Annotated in this window: 16 protein-coding genes and 3 pseudogenes; 3 read left to right on the forward strand and 16 right to left on the reverse strand. The window is 28.0% G+C overall.

Annotated features, from left to right (window positions below; translation table 11 throughout):
• Positions 1 to 265: 265 nt before the first annotated feature.
• The gene (locus tag KHQ81_08370; protein QVK16917.1) at positions 266 to 940 is read right to left on the reverse strand and encodes a hypothetical protein; all 675 of its coding nucleotides are present in this window, start codon (positions 938 to 940) and stop codon (positions 266 to 268) included.
• Positions 941 to 1,120, reverse strand: a complete 180-nt coding sequence (locus KHQ81_08375) for a hypothetical protein (GenBank protein QVK16918.1) — start codon at positions 1,118 to 1,120, stop codon at positions 941 to 943.
• Positions 1,121 to 1,181: 61 nt separating this feature from the next.
• Between KHQ81_08375 and KHQ81_08380 the strand changes: the two genes are divergently transcribed.
• The 3 genes from KHQ81_08380 (at position 1,182) to KHQ81_08390 (ending at position 4,037) form a co-directional block, all read left to right on the forward strand.
• A complete protein-coding gene (locus KHQ81_08380) occupies positions 1,182 to 1,439 on the forward strand; it encodes a hypothetical protein (protein QVK16919.1) in 258 nt (85 codons plus the stop codon).
• Between the two features lie 854 nt (positions 1,440 to 2,293).
• The gene (locus KHQ81_08385; protein QVK16920.1) at positions 2,294 to 2,740 is read left to right on the forward strand and encodes a transposase family protein; all 447 of its coding nucleotides are present in this window, start codon (positions 2,294 to 2,296) and stop codon (positions 2,738 to 2,740) included.
• A complete protein-coding gene (locus KHQ81_08390; GenBank protein ID QVK19599.1) occupies positions 2,727 to 4,037 on the forward strand; it encodes an ISL3 family transposase in 1,311 nt (436 codons plus the stop codon). Before KHQ81_08385 ends, KHQ81_08390 begins: the two co-directional genes overlap by 14 nt.
• Positions 4,038 to 4,161: 124 nt before the next feature.
• On the opposite strand, the pseudogene KHQ81_08395 reads toward KHQ81_08390, so the two are convergent.
• The 14 genes and pseudogenes from KHQ81_08395 to KHQ81_08460 all read right to left on the reverse strand — a co-directional run bounded on the left by KHQ81_08395 (position 4,162) and on the right by KHQ81_08460 (position 20,266).
• Positions 4,162 to 5,717: pseudogene (locus tag KHQ81_08395) on the reverse strand (IS66 family transposase).
• Positions 5,718 to 5,794: 77 nt separating this feature from the next.
• Positions 5,795 to 6,148 carry an IS66 family insertion sequence element accessory protein TnpB gene (tnpB, locus tag KHQ81_08400; protein QVK16921.1) on the reverse strand — a complete coding sequence of 118 codons (354 nt, stop codon included), beginning with the start codon at positions 6,146 to 6,148 and terminating at the stop codon, positions 5,795 to 5,797.
• Positions 6,145 to 6,462, reverse strand: a complete 318-nt coding sequence (locus KHQ81_08405) for an IS66 family insertion sequence element accessory protein TnpB (GenBank protein ID QVK16922.1) — start codon at positions 6,460 to 6,462, stop codon at positions 6,145 to 6,147. The genes tnpB and KHQ81_08405 overlap by 4 nt, the downstream gene beginning before the upstream one ends.
• Positions 6,463 to 6,965: 503 nt before the next feature.
• Positions 6,966 to 7,436: a phage integrase N-terminal SAM-like domain-containing protein gene (locus KHQ81_08410; protein ID QVK16923.1), complete on the reverse strand. Its 471-nt coding sequence runs from the start codon at positions 7,434 to 7,436 to the stop codon at positions 6,966 to 6,968.
• Positions 7,437 to 7,675: 239 nt separating this feature from the next.
• Positions 7,676 to 8,149 (reverse strand): hypothetical protein, encoded by a 474-nt coding sequence (locus tag KHQ81_08415; GenBank protein ID QVK16924.1) that lies wholly within the window; start codon positions 8,147 to 8,149, stop codon positions 7,676 to 7,678.
• A gap of 41 nt (positions 8,150 to 8,190) precedes the next feature.
• Positions 8,191 to 8,334 carry a hypothetical protein gene (locus KHQ81_08420; GenBank protein ID QVK16925.1) on the reverse strand — a complete coding sequence of 48 codons (144 nt, stop codon included), beginning with the start codon at positions 8,332 to 8,334 and terminating at the stop codon, positions 8,191 to 8,193.
• 332 nt (positions 8,335 to 8,666) lie between these two features.
• Positions 8,667 to 9,907: pseudogene (locus KHQ81_08425) on the reverse strand (IS110 family transposase).
• Positions 9,908 to 10,053: 146 nt separating this feature from the next.
• Positions 10,054 to 10,851, reverse strand: a pseudogene (locus KHQ81_08430) (recombinase family protein).
• Positions 10,852 to 11,321: 470 nt separating this feature from the next.
• Complete coding sequence (locus KHQ81_08435; GenBank protein ID QVK16926.1) at positions 11,322 to 11,864, reverse strand: hypothetical protein; 543 nt, start codon at positions 11,862 to 11,864, stop codon at positions 11,322 to 11,324.
• A gap of 3 nt (positions 11,865 to 11,867) precedes the next feature.
• Complete coding sequence (locus KHQ81_08440; protein ID QVK16927.1) at positions 11,868 to 16,697, reverse strand: hypothetical protein; 4,830 nt, start codon at positions 16,695 to 16,697, stop codon at positions 11,868 to 11,870.
• A gap of 12 nt (positions 16,698 to 16,709) precedes the next feature.
• Positions 16,710 to 17,072: a hypothetical protein gene (locus KHQ81_08445; GenBank protein QVK16928.1), complete on the reverse strand. Its 363-nt coding sequence runs from the start codon at positions 17,070 to 17,072 to the stop codon at positions 16,710 to 16,712.
• Entirely contained in the window at positions 17,069 to 18,634 is a 1,566-nt protein-coding gene (locus KHQ81_08450; GenBank protein ID QVK16929.1) for a hypothetical protein, read from the reverse strand. The genes KHQ81_08445 and KHQ81_08450 overlap by 4 nt, the downstream gene beginning before the upstream one ends.
• A 17-nt stretch (positions 18,635 to 18,651) precedes the next feature.
• Positions 18,652 to 19,218, reverse strand: a complete 567-nt coding sequence (locus tag KHQ81_08455; protein ID QVK16930.1) for a hypothetical protein — start codon at positions 19,216 to 19,218, stop codon at positions 18,652 to 18,654.
• A gap of 694 nt (positions 19,219 to 19,912) precedes the next feature.
• On the reverse strand, positions 19,913 to 20,266 hold the full coding sequence (locus KHQ81_08460) for a hypothetical protein (protein ID QVK16931.1): 354 nt from the start codon (positions 20,264 to 20,266) through the stop codon (positions 19,913 to 19,915).
• Between the last annotated feature and the right edge of the window lie 207 nt (positions 20,267 to 20,473).

Raw genomic sequence — 20,473 nt, forward strand, 5'->3', positions numbered from 1 at the left:
TTTTTACTTTCACTTTTTATCTTAAACAATCATGTTTAAATTATAAATATTACACCACTCTTAAACCCTCTATTTTCATAAGTTCCTGAATTTCTTCATCTGTAATATAATAGCTACATGTCTCTTGTTCATGGGAAATATTAATTTTACGAAATTTTATTTTCAAATTAATTAATCGATTTTTATCTTAGATAAATTAATCTAAATTATTAGGGACAACAATGATTCCTTCTATTCTAAAAGATTCACTTGTTTTACTTCATTATTAATAACGATTCATTCCAGTTACAATCTCATATAATTCTTTTGAAAATGGATTTTTAACATTGTTAGCCCCATAATTCACATATACTTTTCCTTGGCTTAAATCAACTCCAATAAACATTTCATTATGAGGAGACAAATTAAAACCATCATAATGAAGAAGATCAATAACATCATCATCTATATGATTGGATATTATTATGTTAACTAAATTATAATCTTCAAATGAATGCTTCATTAATTGCGTATATTTATATTTTTTTGATAATGAATAGTTTGTTTTGATATTTTTATCAGATAATTCTTCTACATAATAAATCCCATAATTTCTGCTTTTTTTGTTTGCTTTGTAGAAATTACTATTCACCTTCTTTATTTTATATTTAAAAACATTTAACCGATCTAAAATTGAATTTAAGTAATTACTAATTTCAATACCTTCTAAAAATTCATATTTTTTAATATATATATATTGTTTATATTTAGATTTATAATTATAATTATAAAGATATGATAGAAGAAAAAAAACAATGATTAGTAACGAGCCATCTTTAAACATTATGACATAAACCAATAAAAAAATAATACCTACAATACCTAAAATTAAAGTGATATAGTAATTAGTCCTATATATTTTTTCATTATTTTCTATATTTAAATAGTCACTTTTTAACATTTAAAAATCTCCCAAATTTTTCAATGTATTATCAATAACCCATCTGTTAAAATCATCATATGTTTTTTTAGTTCCATATTTTACCTCTTTCACAAAGTCTTTTATATTTTGATATGCTTCATCTAATCTATCAACACCTAATGTAATTGGATAAACGTGAGCGTCATATTCTCCACACATTCCAATAATAAACTTAATATGAGATAATCCTTCTAAGAAAATAAACTTAGGAGGATTATTAATGACTAAAGAAGAATTACGTATTGAATGGGAAAAACGTATTAAAGATTTTAAATCTAGTAAAATTTATGTTAAACATTGCATTATTAATTCCATAAAATTATCAGCTACATCCATAATCTTATCAGCTTCTTCTTCAGTATATAAGTTTAATGATGATTCCATACCAGGATATAGATCAACAAATATCATTGCAAGTTTCTTTGGAATATTATCAAAATTTTTAAGTTCAATAATAATTTTATTCAAATTGTCATAAATTTTCATTAACTTATATTCATTTATACCTTTACCAAATCTTAATTCAATTAATAATCCATCATCATTTACAAGATTTTTTTCTAAAATTTAAATTAGTTCGTATAACATAAAAATCCTCCATAATTATTATAATAATGTTATTGTACTAGATGAAATAAAACCTTCTATTAAAACTTCTTGAGATGATTGTTCCTAGTGTTATGGTGTTATTGTTTTAATCTGTTATTATTCCATTCTCATAAATTTTTCTTACAATAATCAGTTATTATAAATTATTTTTTGATTCAATGTCTATAAATATGTTTCTAAGTGATTTAAAAGTCACTCTATTTTTATAGTAATTAAACTTTTCAATATCTAAATTGTTACTATCAACATATTCATAAATAAATTTTAATATTTCATAATATTCTTTATAACCTTTTTGCCATTCTTTATCTAAACATTCATTATTAATAAATAAATCATAGTTTTTATTAAAATCTACAATATCGTTTATGCAATATGCTTGAATTGCTTTCCAAAAATATCTGTATACTATTATTTTATTATTATGAATTTTTTTATATAATAATCAAAATTATTAAAATCGTTATTTTCATAAAAGAATATTGCTAGTAACAAACAAATCCGTTGTTCATATAAACTTATATTCTTTTTATGCAAACTCTGTAAGCGTCAAATATAACACACATAAAAAATCCTCATTAACTAAAATGAGGATTTTTCTTATGTGTTTAATTTACAATTTTCAGGTAGTTCATCGTAAGCGTCAAATAGGTTCTTTCCAAAGTTATTGGAATTTTATGTAAAAATATGTTATAATAAAGGTATCAAAAGTGGAGGTACCTTATGGACGAAATAATTAAAATGCTTGACGAAAGTCTTGATTACATATCACATGAGTTAATTGATGATACTTTATACATTAATGTAAAATCAAATAAGGAGTCACTCCCATGTCCTCTATGCGGAGAGGAAAGTACAAAAGTACATTCTAGATACAATAAAAGCTTTCAGGACTTGCCATTACAGGGGAAAAAAGTTGTTATTGCACTAAAAAATAAAAATATGTTCTGTACAAATCCAAATTGTAAGAAGTATACATTCTCAGAAAGCTTTGGTTTTATTGATCAAAAAGGCAAGAAAACGAAAAGATTAATTGATGAAATTATACGAGTTTCTTTGACACAAAGTTCTATATCGGCGGCAAAATACCTTTCAGATACGACCGTTGAAATCAAGAAAAGCTCAATTTGTAATTACCTAAAAAAAAACTCTAGTCATAAACAAGAGTGAAGTTAAATATGTCTGTATAGATGACTTTGCGATAAAAAAGAGAAAATCATATGGAACAATTATGGTAGATATTGAAACTAAATGTATTATAGACTTATTAGAATCAAGAGATAGTATGAAAGTTACGGAATGGCTTACTACGTTTCCAAATATTAAACTCGTCTCACGTGACGGCTCAACAACTTATCGCTCGGCTATTGCAGACGCTCATCCTAAAGCCACTCAGGTAAGTGATCGTTTTCATTTAGTTAAAAATTTAGTGAAATCCATATCAAAGTATATGAAACGAATAATTACAGGTCGCATTGAAATACCACTCATATCACAAGATGGAAAGAAACGTTATGATTATCTTTGTGGTTTAAGCCGTAGAGAAAAAATTATTGAAGCCAGGCGTTTATATGCAAAGGAAGGAAATAGCTATGATACGATTGGAAATAAGTTAGGTGTTTCACCAACAACAGTTGCTAAATATATAAAAATGAAGGAAGAAGATATACCTAAAGAGAAAATAACTGTACGTGGAAAAGAGCACATCAACGCCATTTCGAAAGTGGAACAGAAAAGAAATAAGGTGCTAGAATTATGGAATAAAGGGTATACAAAAAGAGACATATCAAAGAAAACAGGATATAGCACTACAAGCATTGATACTTATCTCAAAGGTGAATTCAATCCTGTGCACGGACAATATGGAACAGGCCGAAATGGTAAATTAATGCCATTTAGAGATGAAGTTATTGATATGCGTGCTAATGGGATAACATATAAGAAGATTACAGAACATATAAGGGAAAAAGGATACACAGGAACTGTAGATGGATTGAGATTTTTTATCTCAAAAGAAAAGCGTTTAGCTAAAGACACCTCATCTACAAAAGAACCTACAGAATTTTTAGACAAACGTTTGATCAATAAATTATTATATAAACCACTTGAAAAGGTAAAAGGGATCACGGAGAATCAATTGAATGAATTTTTCAAAAAATATCCAGACATAAAAGTACTCTTTGAAAGACTAAAAGAATTCAGACTTTTGTTACTTGAAGATACAGAAGACAGTTTAAGTAAATGGATTAAACGGGCAAGAGAATCTGAAATTCAGGAAATTGATAGTTTCATTAATGGTATACAAAATGACCAAGATGCCGTAGAAAATGCCATAAAGTATAGTTATAATAACGGTCTAGCAGAAGGAAGTGTTAATAAACTAAAATCTATAAAAAGGATTATGTATGGCAGAAATAAATTTGATCTACTGAGGTCTAAAGTATTATTATTGGAATCATTAAAATGATAGATTTAAGTAAAGTAGGCAAATAAAGTCTACTATTAATTTTTACTATAAATTCAATAACTTTGGAAAGAACCGTCAAATATAACACACATAAAAAATCCTCATTAACTAAAATGAGGATTTCTTATGTGTTTAATTTACAATTTTCAGGTAGTTCATCTGACCAAGGTAATAATGTGTCTAGAATTTGTTCATCATTCAAATCTACATTTGGTAATCTATCAAATAAATAGGTTAGATATTCAATTGGTTTTATATTATTCTCCTTCGCGGTTTCAATAACACTATATATGATGGCACTTGATTTTGCTCCTTTAGGAGTATTAGAGAATAACCAGTTTTTTCTTCCAATCACGAAAGGTTTAATTGATCTTTCAGCTCTATTATTATCAATTTCTAATCTTCCATCAAGTAGGTATCTTCCAAGATTATCCCATTGATTGAGACAATATTTAATAGCTTTACCAAGTTTACAATTAGGTAAAATTTCTTCTGCTTGATTTTTAAGCCATACTAAAAAATCATCCAAAATCTCTCGACTGTCATTATTTCTTATTTCATACTTTTCTTCAGGTGTTAAGTCCATTATTTTATGCTCAATTGAGTATAACTGATTACAGAAAGTTAATCCCTCTTTCGCAATGGACACATCATCACTCGATAGAGCTTTTACTATTTCGGCAAATCCTCTCCTCGCATGTGCCCAGCACCCAACAAGTATTACATTAGGAATATTATGATATCCAGTATATGCATCCACCTGAAGATATCCTTTAAATCCTTCAAGAAACTCTTCGGGATGTTTACCTGCTCTTGTCGTCTGATAATCATATAAAACAATTGCTTTCCCCTCTGAACCTGTTCGATAAAGCCACATGTAGGACTTTGATTTTGCTTCTCTCCCGTTTTCCTTCAATACTTGGGTAGTTGTCTCATCTGCATGTAGGATATCTTTTTGAAGTAATAATTTATGCATACGATTATATAAGATTTCCAACCAAGCAGCACCTTTAATTACCCAGTTAGAAAGATTTTGTCGCGGTAAAAATATTCCCAATCTTTCAAATTGTTTCTCTTGTCTGTAAAGAGGTAACCCATTTGTATATTTTTGATCCATTATATACGCAATTAAAGATGATGAAGCTAAGCTTCCTGGTATTGCAGGATAAGGCATATTAGCTTTTATTATAGGCGTTCTAATTTCACTTTTCTCACATAATCGACAGGATACTATATGACGGATATGTTTCTTGATTTTTACTTTAGGCGGAATAACTACAATTTCAGTTCTTTCTTCAGTACTCATTTCATGAAGTAGAAAACCACATTGTGGACAATCTTTTTCTTCAGGATAATAATGTATTTCTTCAACAGGAAGAGTTTTTAAATAATCAGTACTTTTTTTCGTCCTTTTTTATTTCTAGTATAGGTAATTTTTTCAAGTTTAGGTTCTTCGCGATTTAAATTTGATTCCTTTTCAGCTTCATTAAATAATTCTAGACTTTGTTGATTAGGATCAATTTTCTCGCTAGAAGATCCAAAACGCTTTTGTTGATATAATTTAAAGAACTCTTCATAATTTTTCACTTTATTTTGAAGTTCTACTATTTCAGAATCTTGTGATGAGATATATTCAATTAATTCTTCTTTAGTTAGTTTATTTAAGTCTACTTTTTTCATTGCTTTTCTCACCTTTTTTTGATACTTTATTTTACCATAAAATTAGAAAAAAGTCTAATTATATAAAGAAAAGGGGACTATACAATTCCCCTTTGCTTAACCTCTTTAAAGGCCTTTCCATTACGTATTTCATAACCATCTAAAAACCAATAAAATTCTTTTAAAGTCGCACTTGTAATCTCCTGTTCACTTTTAGGCCAATTAAATTTACCACTTTCTAATCGTTTTTTATATATCCAAAACCCATTATAATCCCAATGTAAAATTTTTAAAATTTGTCTACTTTTATTACAGAAAACAAATAAGTTATTTGAAAATGGATCTAAATCAAACTGTTTTTTTACAATAAGAGATAGTCCATCAATTGATTTTCTTAAATCAGTATATCCTGTCGCGAAATAAACTGTTTTTACGTCCTTGAGGCTAATCATAATTCTGATAACACCTTTACCACATCTTTTAAATGATTCCCGTTGAACCCTGGTTCAACCTTTATATTACATTTTCCTATTTTAATCGTTATACATTTTTCTTCATTCATTTCAACCATTTCATGATTAACAGGAATGGGTATCCAATTAATTTCTTGTGCTTGATTTTCATTTTGATTATTCTTTTTAATCCAATATAGAAGTTGATGTAATTTATACCCATTTTCCCTACACCATTTTGATTTTGATAATCCACTTTTTTGATATTCTTCAATTCTTTCTTTCCATTCAGATCTTAACTTATTATAATTCATTATAAAATCCTCCTAACATATTAGCTAAGAGGATTATCTCATATTATTTTCATAAATTAAATGTGTGCTATATTGTACGCTTACCAAACTCTTTATTTTTTTACTGAGTATAAGTACTTTATTATAATCATTTTTTGAAATCAACATTAATAATTTTTTAGATTTTTAATGAAAAATCTATAGATATAAATGTAGAGATCAAAATCGCTATAATAAATATTGGTATAATAAATTCCCAATGAATTATTGTTTTATCATCCATACTAATTTTTCCTCCCATAATAAGCAAATTAATATATATAATAATTAAGCTGGTATTGGATTTATTGGTTTTGGTAAAGAAGGATTGTCAATCAAATACTTTCCTATAGCAGGTACTATTAATTTTACTAAATAACATGTAACAACAATCTCAGGTGTATTGAATGCAATTGTATTGACACTATATTTTTTATCTTCTCCATATATATTACAATATATATCAGCTAATTCAATAATATCATTTATATGTCACAAAGTCCGCTAACTCTTACACCTGTGAACATGAGAATCTGAATTATCATTCTATCTCTTAACCTTACTTTCTTTTGATTCTGAATGTAGAAAAGTATTCTCTCAACTAACCTATCTGAAAATACTTCTACTTGATGCTCTGAACCTGAAGCAATCTTAACTCTATCCTTTCTAAGGTCAATTACAACCTCATTCATGTATCCATTTTCTATCAAATAGTTACTTAAGGATATGAAACTATTTATTTTATTATTTATAGTTGTAGGCTCGTAACCATTCTCAATGAGATTATTCTTGTAGCTTGTTATGTAGAATCTTTTAAGAGTTCCCTCAAATTCTACTCCCATTGATTCTAAATATTTAATTAATCCTGTTACATCTCCAACGTAACTCTCTATTGTTTTAGTACTTTTTCCATCTTCAAGTAGATGTCTTTCAAAATCTTTTACAATTGTATTCATTGTATTTCTCTCCTTTCAGTTTTCGTGCAAAGAAAAAGACCAACACAGAAATTTTATTTCCCATGTTAGCCTTAGTCTTAACTCGATGCAGAATTATCATTATGTAGTAATATATTCTTATAAATTTATTGATTTTTCTTATTACTTTTAGTTACCTTAAATATGCAGTAAGTTATATTTAAATTTTGAATCGAGTCTAATAATATTTTCTTCTACACTTAATAACTTATAGTACTATACTAATCCCAATATATAATTTTAATATTTTTAATTTCAGTTTCTTTTAAAACTTCTGCCATAGTCTTAATAGTTCCATTATTAGTAATGTACATCATTTCATTTTTATCTATTTCACTTATTTCCTCATAAGTACTTATATCACTTGGAGAAAATTCATCTAAACCTTCATTAAAAATATCTATTATACTTTCTTTACTTATACTTGTTGATATCAAAATAGAATCTGCATATATAAAAGTCTTTTGTTCATTATCAACCAGTTCGTCTTTATATGCACACACCATAATCTTTGCCTCATTATCACACTTAAGAATATTATCCAATACATTATTTAGATACTCCAACTGCTCATCATCAATTGAAAAACGATAAAATCTATTCGTTATGCATAAAAAACCTTCTAAATCTAATAAAATATAATCACAATCTTTATTTAGCATTTGTGCTTTTTTAAGTCCATTAATAAACTCCATTACTATATCATCCTTTCTAAATAATACTCTTTATCCATTATCTATTTTGAGTATTGAGGTAATGTTTTAGCATATTTTATAGCTTCTAATAATCCCTTATTATACTTAGGTCCAAAATTTCTTCTTACATCCATTACATCTAAGTACATTCTTTGTCTTGCACTTAAACCTAAATCTGTTTTCATTGTCCTTCTCCCTTTTCCTCTAAAGGTTCGTGTTAATGCATGGTCTGATTTAGTCATTAACACTGCTGGTCCATTACTTCTTGAGACTCCGATAGTTTTATAATAAGCATTTTGAGCTATATGATGTCCTACTTCATCTGCTCCTTTTGATGCATCAACTACAGAAAACTTTCCTCCTAATACTTTATTAGGGTTACTCGCCCCCTTGGCATAAAGTAAAATTTATACTAAGCCAAAAATCTATACTTTAACTCTAATTTTCACTAACTAATAATATTAAAACTATTTAAATATACATATAAAAAAAGTAGTATTGATTACTACCTATTATATCATACTACCTTTTTTTCTTCCATATTCTTGTCTCTATATTCAGTTTTAATTTTAAGCATTCCATATATGATATTAATTAACCGTCTTGAAATGCATATTAAAGCTTGAGTTTTAGTTTTACCTTCACTAATTTTTCTTCGATAATATTCATAAAATATCGGATTAATTGGTTCTTTTGTCCCTTTCTTCAATTTCACTATTTGTATTGCTAAAAAGAATATCGCTGAAAATAATCTTCTGTTTTCTTGTCTACTTGCTTTTGTTAATTCACTATTTCCTGAACTCATTGTATAAGGTGCTATTCCTGCTAATCTCGCTAATTTATCAGCATTCCTAAATCGATTAATATCGCCTATTTCTGAAATAATTCTTCCTGCCATCACTGTATCTACTCCAGGTATTATTTCTAATTTTAACCCTAATCGATTAAGTATTCTTTTAATTTCTAATACTATCTTCTTAATCTCTTCTTTTTTATGTTTCATTTCATCTAATATTGAACGAATTAATAAATCATTAGTTTCTATATATTATCGTTTTAATTCCCCATCACTTTCAATTAATCTTAAAATAGTTTGTGCTTTATTGGTACTACAACTATTTCTACTAACTTTTCGTAAATCTTTCGCTAAATCTTCTACACTCAACCCTCTAAATATTTCTTTGATGGGTATGTATACCAAAAATAAAGAGCTGTCTTTCCATCAATCTCACTAAACAATCGATTATAACATGGGTAACTAATGACTAATTTTTCATGTAATTTATTTTTTAACTTGACTTCATTAAACTTTAAATTTTCTCTTCTTCTGGCTAATTGACTTAATGAAAAGTAAATATCAAGTGGTTGAGCATCAGGTAAACGGTCTAAATCATCTAATACTTTTTTCGCAACAACTTTTGCGTCTTCACTATCACTTTTTGATTTCATCGGACCTTTATTTTTATTATTATTGATATAACTGGTATTTACATCTTTTACTATATATCCGTTTCTAATTAAATAAATCGCTAAATTACGACCATATCCATATGCATTTTCCAGACCAAATACAGGTATTAACCCATATGTGTTTTTCATATTGACAAATTCAATTAACTTATCAAATGAGTTAGGATTATTTTTAAAGGTGATTTCACCTATTTTCTCGTTGTGCGGTAAAAGAATTACCGCTGTATGTGTATATTTGTGCAAATCAATTCCGACATAAACGTATTTATATTCTACTGTAAATCCCATAATTATTATTTCCTCTCCTATAATGTAATCAATCATTTATCTAAAAATATACCGGCAACCTCGGCTATGAAGCGTTAACTATTTAAAGTCCGCAAGGGGGTCTCAGCCTATCTATATTTCTAAATACCTAAGTAATTTGAATTTATTTATTTTCTTCTTGAATTTTTGCTTAATGATGATTGTACTTTCCCAAAAGTAATCTTATTGATTAATTCAGGATGATTTCCTTCATATGTGATTTTATTGTGTCTTATATTTCCTTTGTAGAAATCATTTCTTAAGATTTCTTTTATCGATTGAACACTAAAGGATTTATTTTGATTGGTTTTATATCCTTCACTATCTAAATATCTTTTGACTTTATGTAAACTACCTAATTCTAAATACTTTCTAAAAATACAGTCAACGATAAACGATGTATTTGGATCAATCTCAATGTGTGCTTTATTCCATCTATATCCGATTGGTGCTGTTCCACATGCTTTATTTCCACTTTTCGCTTTTGTCTTCCTACCTTTTGAAAGTTTTAAATTGATATTTAATCTTTCATATTGGTCTAATAACTCCATGATTCCGTTTAAAAAGAAATCATTGGGGTCTTTATAATATATCGTATAAGTCGGTTGTTCAATTGATATTACATCAGCCTTTAATTTCTCTAATTGTCTAACTATAAAGACTTTCGTCATATCATTTCTCTATAACCTTGATGTATTCAATACTACAACCTTGTTAATACCATTAAAGTTATTAAATAAATCAGTTAATCCATCTCTATCTACTTCAGTTCCGCTTATTCCTTCATCTATAAATATTTGAATTAATTCATAATTGTTTTCTAAACAATATTTTTTAATACTATCAATTTGAGTTTGTAAGCCATATCCTTTTTCAGCCTGTGTTGATGTACTGACACGAACATAACCAAATACTTTCACATATATCACCGCTTTTTTTATTTTATTTCGTTTTTTATAACATAAGACCTTTCTTGTATTTTGTAAACCATTATGACTAATATTTTACATAAACCATACATTTTGACTTATATACTTATAAATCTTAATGGTTCTTCCTATAGATGATTTGATTGCAAACATTAACTGATTATCATGTTAATTAACTTGATATAATTTACTATGGTGTAATACTGTATATATTGTCATTATGTTTATTTGATAAATTGGAAATTATAACTTCAGTTAATATATAATACAAGTGCTGTTTTTTTAAAGGGGAAAATAAAAAAAGTTTAAATTTTTTCATTTAAACTCAATTCTCTATTGTCTGCTTGGTTTTAATTATAATGATAATAAAATATATCGGTTAAAAATAAAATTCATGAGAAATGATATCTACTAGTTTACTTAAATAAAAAAAGCAGCCATAACGAATTGCTATGACTACTATTTTTTTATATTTTTTTAGAAACTATTAAATTCAATTGTTCTAAATCTAATTTATTTAAATCTTTAGTTATTAACGCCATTAAAACTTCTGTTAATTGTGTAAAGAGAATATTACTTGAACCTATTTCCGAATAAGCACCTATATTAAAATTAATTATTCCAGAAGGTATAATAATATCTTTTTCCAAATTTTCAAAATATGACAAAATTGAGTTAACATATTCTTCCTTTATGCCAAACAATACAACTTCATTAATGTTATTTAATAAACTATCCTTAAAAACCTCGATATTTTTTTCTTCTGAATAGTAAATGTTAACAGTTAAATAACCAGTACTATCAGGAACAAAATTACAACCTAATAAAGCATAATAACTACTATTCCGTGGAAGTTTGACTTCACAAACTATTTGACTTTTTTGTAAATCAAACAAATTTGCTTTTACCTTTGTTTGTTTTATTTTATTAAAAATTAATTGCCTATTTCGAAAATCATTTATCCATAATCTTGCTAATTTATATCGACCTAATTTATCTAATACTAACACTTTTTACCTCCAAAAATTACTCCAATTTGAATTAAAATATCCTGGATACATATTAATTACATCTGCGTGATAAACACTGAAACGAGAAACGCCATACTTTTGTAATGCCATTCGATGTGCATCACTATAACCTATACCACGAGCCATATATGTTGCTTCTGATAATTCATGTATATAAAAACTTGCATCTGCACCACTTATTTTTCGTCCACTTGCAAAAGCATCATTAAGTCTCCTTAACATCGCATTATTTGGAGCAAAATCATCAAATTTTGACAAGTGTGCTTCAACAATATTCAATCCCTTTTCTGATACACTTATTGATTTTCCATCTAATACACCAAGCCCATTGCCTCTACCTTTGTAAGCTGGATTAAAAGCCCCTGTAGCTTTTTTTACCCCCTTAGCCATTAGTTGTGCAAATTTACTTACACCAAAGGTCATTAACGCCAAAGTCATATCTATAGCTACATGTTGAGCCCATTCTTCATTTATGTAACTGACAAAGCCATTCAAAAAACCTTTGTCACTTTGAAACCCAGCAATAGCTGCACATGTGCCTATTACCAATCCTCCACTAAGAATCGTACCTATGAAAATTGACCTAAATACCGGAATGAAAATCGCCATTATCAAAGCCACAACAAATAATACTATAGCTATTGCTTTACCCGTACTACTATGAAATAAATTTCCCCAGTAGACTTTCCAAAAAATTTGCCATCCACTTAAACTTGGTGGATCCCAAGTAAGTTTAGTATTTGTTGCTATTGTATACCCATTATAGTTCATATTCACAGGATTTGCAACAGTTAATAAGTACATATTTAACCCATAAACCGTTCCAGCATTCACCATAGCAGTTTCCGGAGATAACGCACTTACATATTGCTTCATAATAGGTGAATAATACCTACCATTAATATAATATAATCCACTTTCATTATCATAATACTGACTTTTCCAGCGAATAGGATTAAGTGTACCTATATCAAAAATTTTATCATCCTTTTTGATTGAACAATTTCCCCATGAGTCATATTCATAAACCACAACTTCATTACCGTTATCATCAAAAATAGCGAGGACATTATCCAGAGCATCTTTTACATAAAAATAACTCCTCCACTTTATTTCATCTATTAAAATCTGAAACCCCATTATTCCTTCAGCATTATACATATACCTTATTTCTTTTCCATTGCTCAACCTTTCTCCTAAGAGTTTTGCGCCATCAAGATAATAAGTTGTAGTATTTCCAGAAATTTCTTTCTTGAACCGTATACCTTGATTGTTATAAGAATAAGTTGCGATTTTTGAACCAATATATTTTTTAAGTAAATTTCCTCTTTCCCATTCCATGTTCACTGATTTCAAATTCGTTGACATATATTTTGTGCAGTTGCCCAGATTGTCATAATCAAATTCATAATGATAATCATTATAACGGAAATCAGTACAATGTAAGCCAACCAGTCTACCTTTTTTATACATGTATTTTTGCTCATATGTTTTTACTGTCGTGCCGACACTTTCTGTATTTATGCTACCGTCTTTATTATAAGTATATGTTTTTGTATTTGCATCATTATCAACTTTTTTTTCTGTTTTTAACCGATTTGCTTTATCGTAAGTATAGCTGATGATTTCTGTAGAGATTGTAGTACTCCTATCTTTTTTCGTGAATGAGCTTGTTTCTATATTACCTCGATAGTCATAAGTATAATCAAAAACATATTCTGGATGATGTGTTGGATCCCAGGGAGTCGATTTATATAGCTTGGTTATAATGTTTTTTTTAAGCAATGTATTAGGTTTATACTTAGTATCTTCAGTAAAAATTGCAACAGAATCCATTCCATAACAATGGTGTATTTTACCTTCAATTCTTCCTAAATTATCGTAACTATAAAAAGTTTTACCAGTGTCATTTGTCTCTTTAATACGTGGATTTAATAATTTTTCTTCTTGATTTATTATTAACGTGTTATTAGATTTATACAAACCATTATACTCGGTTTTGTTCTCTCCAGATGCCTTAATTGAAAAAAAAGGTGTACCATCACTATTTTTTATATCATATCCTGTTACATTATTAGAGTCATCATAATGATAAATATATGTCCTATTCTCATAAGGATCATACATCTTGGTTACTTCTGTTGCTCCAACGCTTGCACCATTAGTGCCTGTTGAATCCTGTCTTTTGAAAGTGGTTATATTACCACCTTCATCAGCAAATTTTGTTCTTCCATATTTATCCAACGTTACGGTGGAAATGTCTGGATTATTTTTATCCCTATACTGTTTTGTCGTGATAGTACCGTCTGTATGATTTATGATTTTTTCTACAAGTAAATCTTCAACTTTTTGATTTCCGTTTTTATAGGTTAAATAATACTTGCATGGTTTCCCTAAAACATTATAACCAAATTTAAAGCCATACATATCATTTGAATTCCAGCCTATTGGTGTAACCTCTAACAATCTGCCATTAGAATCGTGATGTATATAGTTTTTCCCACCGGTATCGATATCATTTTCTATAGTCTTAAACTTATCTTTGAACAGATTATATCCAAAAGTTGTAGTAAGCTTATTGCTTGCATCTTCACCTTTCCCATTATATTCTATTTTATCTATATTTCCGAATGGATCATTGTAATAAGTTTTTGTATTGCTTTTGTAATCTGACTCGCTTTTATCACTAGCGTTTGTGCTTACATTAAAAGTGAGCTTTTCCCTTAGGTCATTCTTATTTTGAATGGTCTTACTTGAAAGGATTCCATTTGTATCATAATCATATAACGTCTGTACTTCATATTCATCCTGTACCATCAAAATTTTCCCTGTTAAATCTACATAAGATTCTGTATAACTAGAAACAGAACCCTTATTAGCCTCAGTTATTTGGCGAATACAATTAACTGTTTTACTACCGATTTCTATATTTTTTATAAAATCTAATTTCATATAAGTTTTCAAGTTATTATCTGGTGATGTCAATTTACGGTAAAATTGGGCACGTGGTTTGTAACTTCCAAAATTATCCTTTTCAAACTCTATCGGAAATTTTTTGTCAGATCCAGCACTTAATACTACACTATTAACAACAATCTTTTTTGTTTTATCACAACAAGACAATACAAAGTTATTATTACTTTGAGATTTTTTTACTCTTTCTTCAAAAAAGCTCAAATATGTCGACTGTATATCATTCTCAGAAATATAAAAGTCTTCTGTTATACTAGGGTTTTCGTTGTTATACTCTATACTTGTAACCATATCTAAAGAAAGCAAACTTTGACTGTTGGTCAAGCATAATTTTGATACAGAACTATATGAAAGACGCATGTCAGCTATTTTGACTGTTTTAGATGCATATTTGTCTTCAAACTCCAATTTTATCGACTTCAAATCTTTGTAAGGTATATAAACCGGAATAGAAATAAATTGCCAACTATTAACTGCGCTATTATCAAATGTTCCAAAACTTAATTTTTCAGTTTCAGTTTTAAACGGTTCAGATGAACTTACTGTTATATTTATTTTTGAACTTCTCATTTGTTGATTTAACTTTAGCCAGAAACTACAAGTATAATGGACATAATCTAAACATTTCTTTTCTCTATAATCCTTTAGCTTTTGATTAATTTCCGCAGACAATACAGTACTAGTACTCCATACATATGCTTTTCGTGTATTTATTGATTCCACGTCATTTCCTTGACTTATCATTGATTTTCCAGGGATTTTTTCAAGTGATCGTAAATCATTTACATCTCCGTTATTAGCTTCTAAAATAGAAGTAGTAAAACCTTTATCATTAAAATAATAAACCATTTTAATTTCTTTATCATTTGTCACTATGGTATTTTTAGGATTATATTCAAATTCATTATGGCTTATTTTATCCTCGTCTATTGTTTCAACGCCCCCGGAAATTCTATAATCGTTTTCTCCACAAAATATATCATCACCACAGAACAAATCATCTCCACAATACAATGCCGGAGGCTCATTTGAATAAGTAAGTGATAATTTTGCCACTCCAGTACTAACCTTATTTATTTTGTTTCCTGTATAATTAAACTTCAATGCGGATTGGTCTTCCATAGAAATGGTATAATCCATTTTCCCATTTGTATAACTAAATAATGCAATATTTTGTGTAATACCCTCTGCTGTCATAGTGATTTTTACAAGTTTATTACTTGAATCATAATAATAATTATAAATCTTCTTTACGATTAAGTTAGTTTTACATTTAATCGTTTTTAAAAGTCCATTAGTAATGTCGTAATCAAAGACAATTTGAGCACCCTTTTTCCTACCATCATAAATGGATTTTAACTTTCCATTTGTATAATTAAAAGATTTGACTATATCTGAATTTTGGCATGATGTAGTACTTACCAATCTATCCGCTTTAAATTTCATTTGATTACCTTGTTCATCGGTTATGACTTTGTTTGATGAATTAACAGTTAAGATTAATCCTAAACCCGTGGTATCATAATATTGATCACCTTGAAGTTTCTCAAATACATGTTGATACCCAGCACCATCTAAATAAACATAATTATCGTTTTCATCTTTGAATATGTATTGCTGTATATCAAGCTTCCAACCATTCCCCATACAAGTATTTATGTTACTAGGTAATTCTATCTGTGAATTGTAAATATGGGATACTCCAATTTCATAACCGTTTGAACCCATGGTAATGTCAGGGTGTTCAAAGAGTAAACGACCCGTATAAAGATTGACTGCTGCACCTCCAGCTGTGCAGCTATATTTTAATTGTGATTGATTTATTTTACTATAATCCATTATTCTTACTCCTTAATCATATAACCTTTGTAATTCTTTCGGCGAACGAGTATTTATTGTATTCACTTTTTTTGTTAAACTAACTAAATCTTCAATGATTTCACTGATTTTATCCTGATTAACATTCATCTTTTGATTTATCATCAGTTGTGTAATATTTGTCATGACATATGCTTTCTTCTCTTTTCCGGTATAGTGAATAAAGGTTTCTGCTTCTTCAATAAAGGGGAAGATTGCGGATCTGATTTTTAATAGTGTCTGTGCAGCTTTCTTAGCTTTAGTATTCTTAATAAACTTCAAGATAAAAGTGATGATTGTAATCAATAATCCAAGTGACGTTCCTGCTAATGACAAATACAATTCCAAATCTTTCATAGAGACCATCCCAGTTCTTTCAATACTTCTTGTACAACCTCTTTATCTTGAATTAACTTCATGGTATTTGCTGTATCACAGAATATTCTTCTGTTGCCTCTTCCGGCAATATAGATTAGATCATTTGGTTCTGATTCGATAATCGCCTTTTTAATTGCTTCCATGCGATCAACAACAATATTTGATGGTATTAGGTTATTTAAATATCTTTGCATTTCTTGTGCTATACTCAGAGCACTTTCCGCCGCATTATCATTACTAGTTAAATAAGCAAAATCAGCATTTTCTTTTAAGTAATCCATGGCATATCGTCGAACACTACTTCTTTGATTAATATATCGTTCCGAAGAGAAAGTTTTATCCCAACTAACAAAACCACTTCCTACAGCTCCTGTAACTACCTTAATTTTATTAACTTTGGAATTTGCTTGATACTTTTTAAAATTTTCAAGCGCCGGTATTAAAGATAGTCCGATAACAATTGTTCGATTATTAATTTTAATTACTTCTTCCCGTCCAGGAATTACAATATTACTTATGCATTTATTAAAAATATTTGCATCAAAAATATTTAGAGCCTCCATGATAGCAATAGCACAAGTAAAATTAATCGCATTGTGTGGAAGAATAACATTTGTCTTAAAATCATAAGAATTATCTTTAACCCTCATTTTCATTTCTAACCCATTTAAATCACTTTTCATGTCATATAATAAGCAGTCAAGATTAGTATAATCAGCGTTACGAACTTCACATATATATTTTGTTCCATATGTAATTTTAGGCCGATTGTTTAGTTTTAATATCTCATTGAACTCTTCTCTGGTAATACTTCCTGTCAAACCAAAAACACATGTACAATCTTCGTCTACAGGAATATTTTCAAAAAGAGATTTTTTAATTTTAACATATTCATTAGGCGAATAATGTTCTTCATTATGTTTAGGATTTATATTAGTTAAGGCTCTGACGATGAAAGGAATTCCATCTATTAAACCTTTTTCAATCGAACTTTCATTAACCTCCATAACTACATAGTCAGCTTGATAAGCCTCTGCTTCTTCAATGATGTTAAGTAGCACGTTTTCATTTTGTAAAGGTATTTCACAAGGTTCGTTTACATTGATGTAACTGGCCGGTGAGTCAATTCTGATACTACTGTACAGAACAGATTTATATCCTAAGGACTTGATATATTCATGAACTAAAAATGCGGTTGTAGATTTTCCTTTACTACCGGTAATGCCGATGATTTTGATTGAGTCTATATTGTTAGTACTAACTACAGTATTAGGTAATGGAGATGATTCACCTTGTTTAACTATTTCGTTTATTTCATCTAATATTGACAGTTCATTACTTTGTTTGTAGGTTGTAGCGTTATGTGATCTAGTTAGGGACGGTTTTTCAACAGATAATTTCTGTTTAAATTTAGTTTCATAGTTTGCATCATAGCCTAAGTTTTTTTGATAAACATTACGTACACTGCTTGTTCTTCTTTTGTCTTCAGGTAACTGATTGTTTCTGTCCATTAATAGTTGTTTTAATTTTGATAATTTCATAATTTCCTCCTTAATATTTAATCTAATGGGTTCGTAGACGTATTAATATAGAATACTCTTCCCATTAATTTTGTAACATATTTCGTACGTGCAACGTCGGAATAAAACTCTATATAGAAAGGTAATATTCTTGAAGAACTACCTGTTGTGTTGTTTAAACTTTGCGTTTCATCTATCTTTACATCTACGTAACTTGAGGTAAAGTAAACAACGGATCCTACTAAATATTGATTAGGGATTGATACTTTTGTATAAAATTTTGTGTCTTTATCTAAATAATTAATTCTAAATATTTTTGATTGTAGAGTTCCTATTTCTTGTGTCCAAGTTACTTTTAAATCCCCTACTGGAATAAAATATTGTTTGAATAGAACTTCTTGTAAATACTCTATATGACTAAATGCAGCATTTAGGTCTTGTGCTTTCAATGGTGTACCTACTTCTGTAATAGTTCCTTCATATCCATTTCGAGATAAATCTACAACCATTTCTTGTATGTTTCCATCTGAGCCATACTCAATATTTTTGACTTCTAAGCGTCGACGATTTGGATATTGTGCTATTCTATCTTTAAAATCAGCCATTTGTTTAATCTCCTTATAATAATTTCATTAATATTTCTTATATATTTTATTTTGATCATGTTGCATTTCTTTCACATTTTAATATCATTGTTTTACAGCAGAACAAAAAACATTAATATATATCTGTTCATCTAAATATGACTTAAAACTTTTATCACCCCCCCAATTTCATTTCTTTATATAGTTGGCCATACAATACAAAGAAATATTTGTACGATATCTATCGTAGTATTTTTAAGATTTATAAATCTTTTATATTTTTATTATACCTGATATTTTTCGACACACAAAGGGAGGAAATCGCCCGAAAAAATTGTTGAAATTTGTAAAATATTGTAGTATAATTTTAAATTTATATTAATATATAAAGATGAAGATATTATTTTTAAAATTCATAAAAATATAATTTTTAGATGATCTTGATTTTTTCATTTAAAGTTTCTTATTTATACATATATCAGAAACAATAATATCTATGATGCATAATCAATATAAATAAATCATTATTTTTTGTGAACAACAATTTAAATTAAAAATTATAAAGTCCTCACCTATTAATTAAGGTGAGGACAAAATATATCCAGTAGGTTATTTTTAAATATGTAAAAGTGTTAATTTCCTTAAACTAGATCGTAATTATGGTTCTTTGAACAAATTTCAATGAACAGTTGAATACAACTATCGATTTAAATTTCTAATTTAGTTTTAAAAAATACTTATTATCTAATAATCTATCTAATCCTTTTTCACATAATAACTCAAAAGCTAACTTGTTAAATTTTTTTCTATAAATATATAATGTTTTTACATCTATATAAAATTGATCTGCAATAGTCTTATAATTAGTAACTTCATTTGATAAATAAAGAGATTTAAATATTTGACTAAAATTTGTATGATTATCAATATCATATATTTCATAGTAAATTTCTAAATTATCAATTAATTGTATACATTGTTTTTTAACAGCCTCATTTCTAGAATCTTGGTATTCATCAATTCTATATTTAAACGATAGAAATGATAATAAATCTTTGTTTCTTTTCATAATTTCCCCCAATAATTGAAATAAAAGTTAGTTCTAAAGTTTCATCAATTAAAAAATAAGTAATTCTTTATATAATATTAGTCAATTCTTTACAAATGTACACCAAATAACACATTTTTAGCAATACTTATAAAATTTAATAAACCATTCATATAATTTATTCACTCTTCTTTAGTCATGTTAGATTTTTGAGACTAACATGTTATA

The organism is Mycoplasmatota bacterium (assembly GCA_018394295.1).
In the GTDB taxonomy this organism is placed as follows: Bacteria; Bacillota_I; Bacilli_A; order Haloplasmatales; family Haloplasmataceae; genus JAENYC01.

Coding starts and splice junctions, on each gene's coding strand:
- tnpB (QVK16921.1), bottom strand. CDS start 6,148: ATGATTAGCCTCAAGGACGTAAAAACAGTTTATTTCGCGACAGGATAT.
- KHQ81_08415 (QVK16924.1), bottom strand. CDS start 8,149: ATGGAGTTTATTAATGGACTTAAAAAAGCACAAATGCTAAATAAAGAT.
- KHQ81_08440 (QVK16927.1), bottom strand. CDS start 16,697: ATGGATTATAGTAAAATAAATCAATCACAATTAAAATATAGCTGCACA.
- KHQ81_08380 (QVK16919.1), top strand. CDS start 1,182: ATGACTAAAGAAGAATTACGTATTGAATGGGAAAAACGTATTAAAGAT.
- KHQ81_08455 (QVK16930.1), bottom strand. CDS start 19,218: ATGGCTGATTTTAAAGATAGAATAGCACAATATCCAAATCGTCGACGC.
- KHQ81_08405 (QVK16922.1), bottom strand. CDS start 6,462: ATGAATTATAATAAGTTAAGATCTGAATGGAAAGAAAGAATTGAAGAA.
- KHQ81_08460 (QVK16931.1), bottom strand. CDS start 20,266: ATGAAAAGAAACAAAGATTTATTATCATTTCTATCGTTTAAATATAGA.
- KHQ81_08375 (QVK16918.1), bottom strand. CDS start 1,120: ATGTGTGGAGAATATGACGCTCACGTTTATCCAATTACATTAGGTGTT.
- KHQ81_08420 (QVK16925.1), bottom strand. CDS start 8,334: ATGAAAACAGATTTAGGTTTAAGTGCAAGACAAAGAATGTACTTAGAT.
- KHQ81_08385 (QVK16920.1), top strand. CDS start 2,294: ATGGACGAAATAATTAAAATGCTTGACGAAAGTCTTGATTACATATCA.
- KHQ81_08450 (QVK16929.1), bottom strand. CDS start 18,634: ATGAAATTATCAAAATTAAAACAACTATTAATGGACAGAAACAATCAG.
- KHQ81_08410 (QVK16923.1), bottom strand. CDS start 7,436: ATGAATACAATTGTAAAAGATTTTGAAAGACATCTACTTGAAGATGGA.
- KHQ81_08370 (QVK16917.1), bottom strand. CDS start 940: ATGTTAAAAAGTGACTATTTAAATATAGAAAATAATGAAAAAATATAT.
- KHQ81_08445 (QVK16928.1), bottom strand. CDS start 17,072: ATGAAAGATTTGGAATTGTATTTGTCATTAGCAGGAACGTCACTTGGA.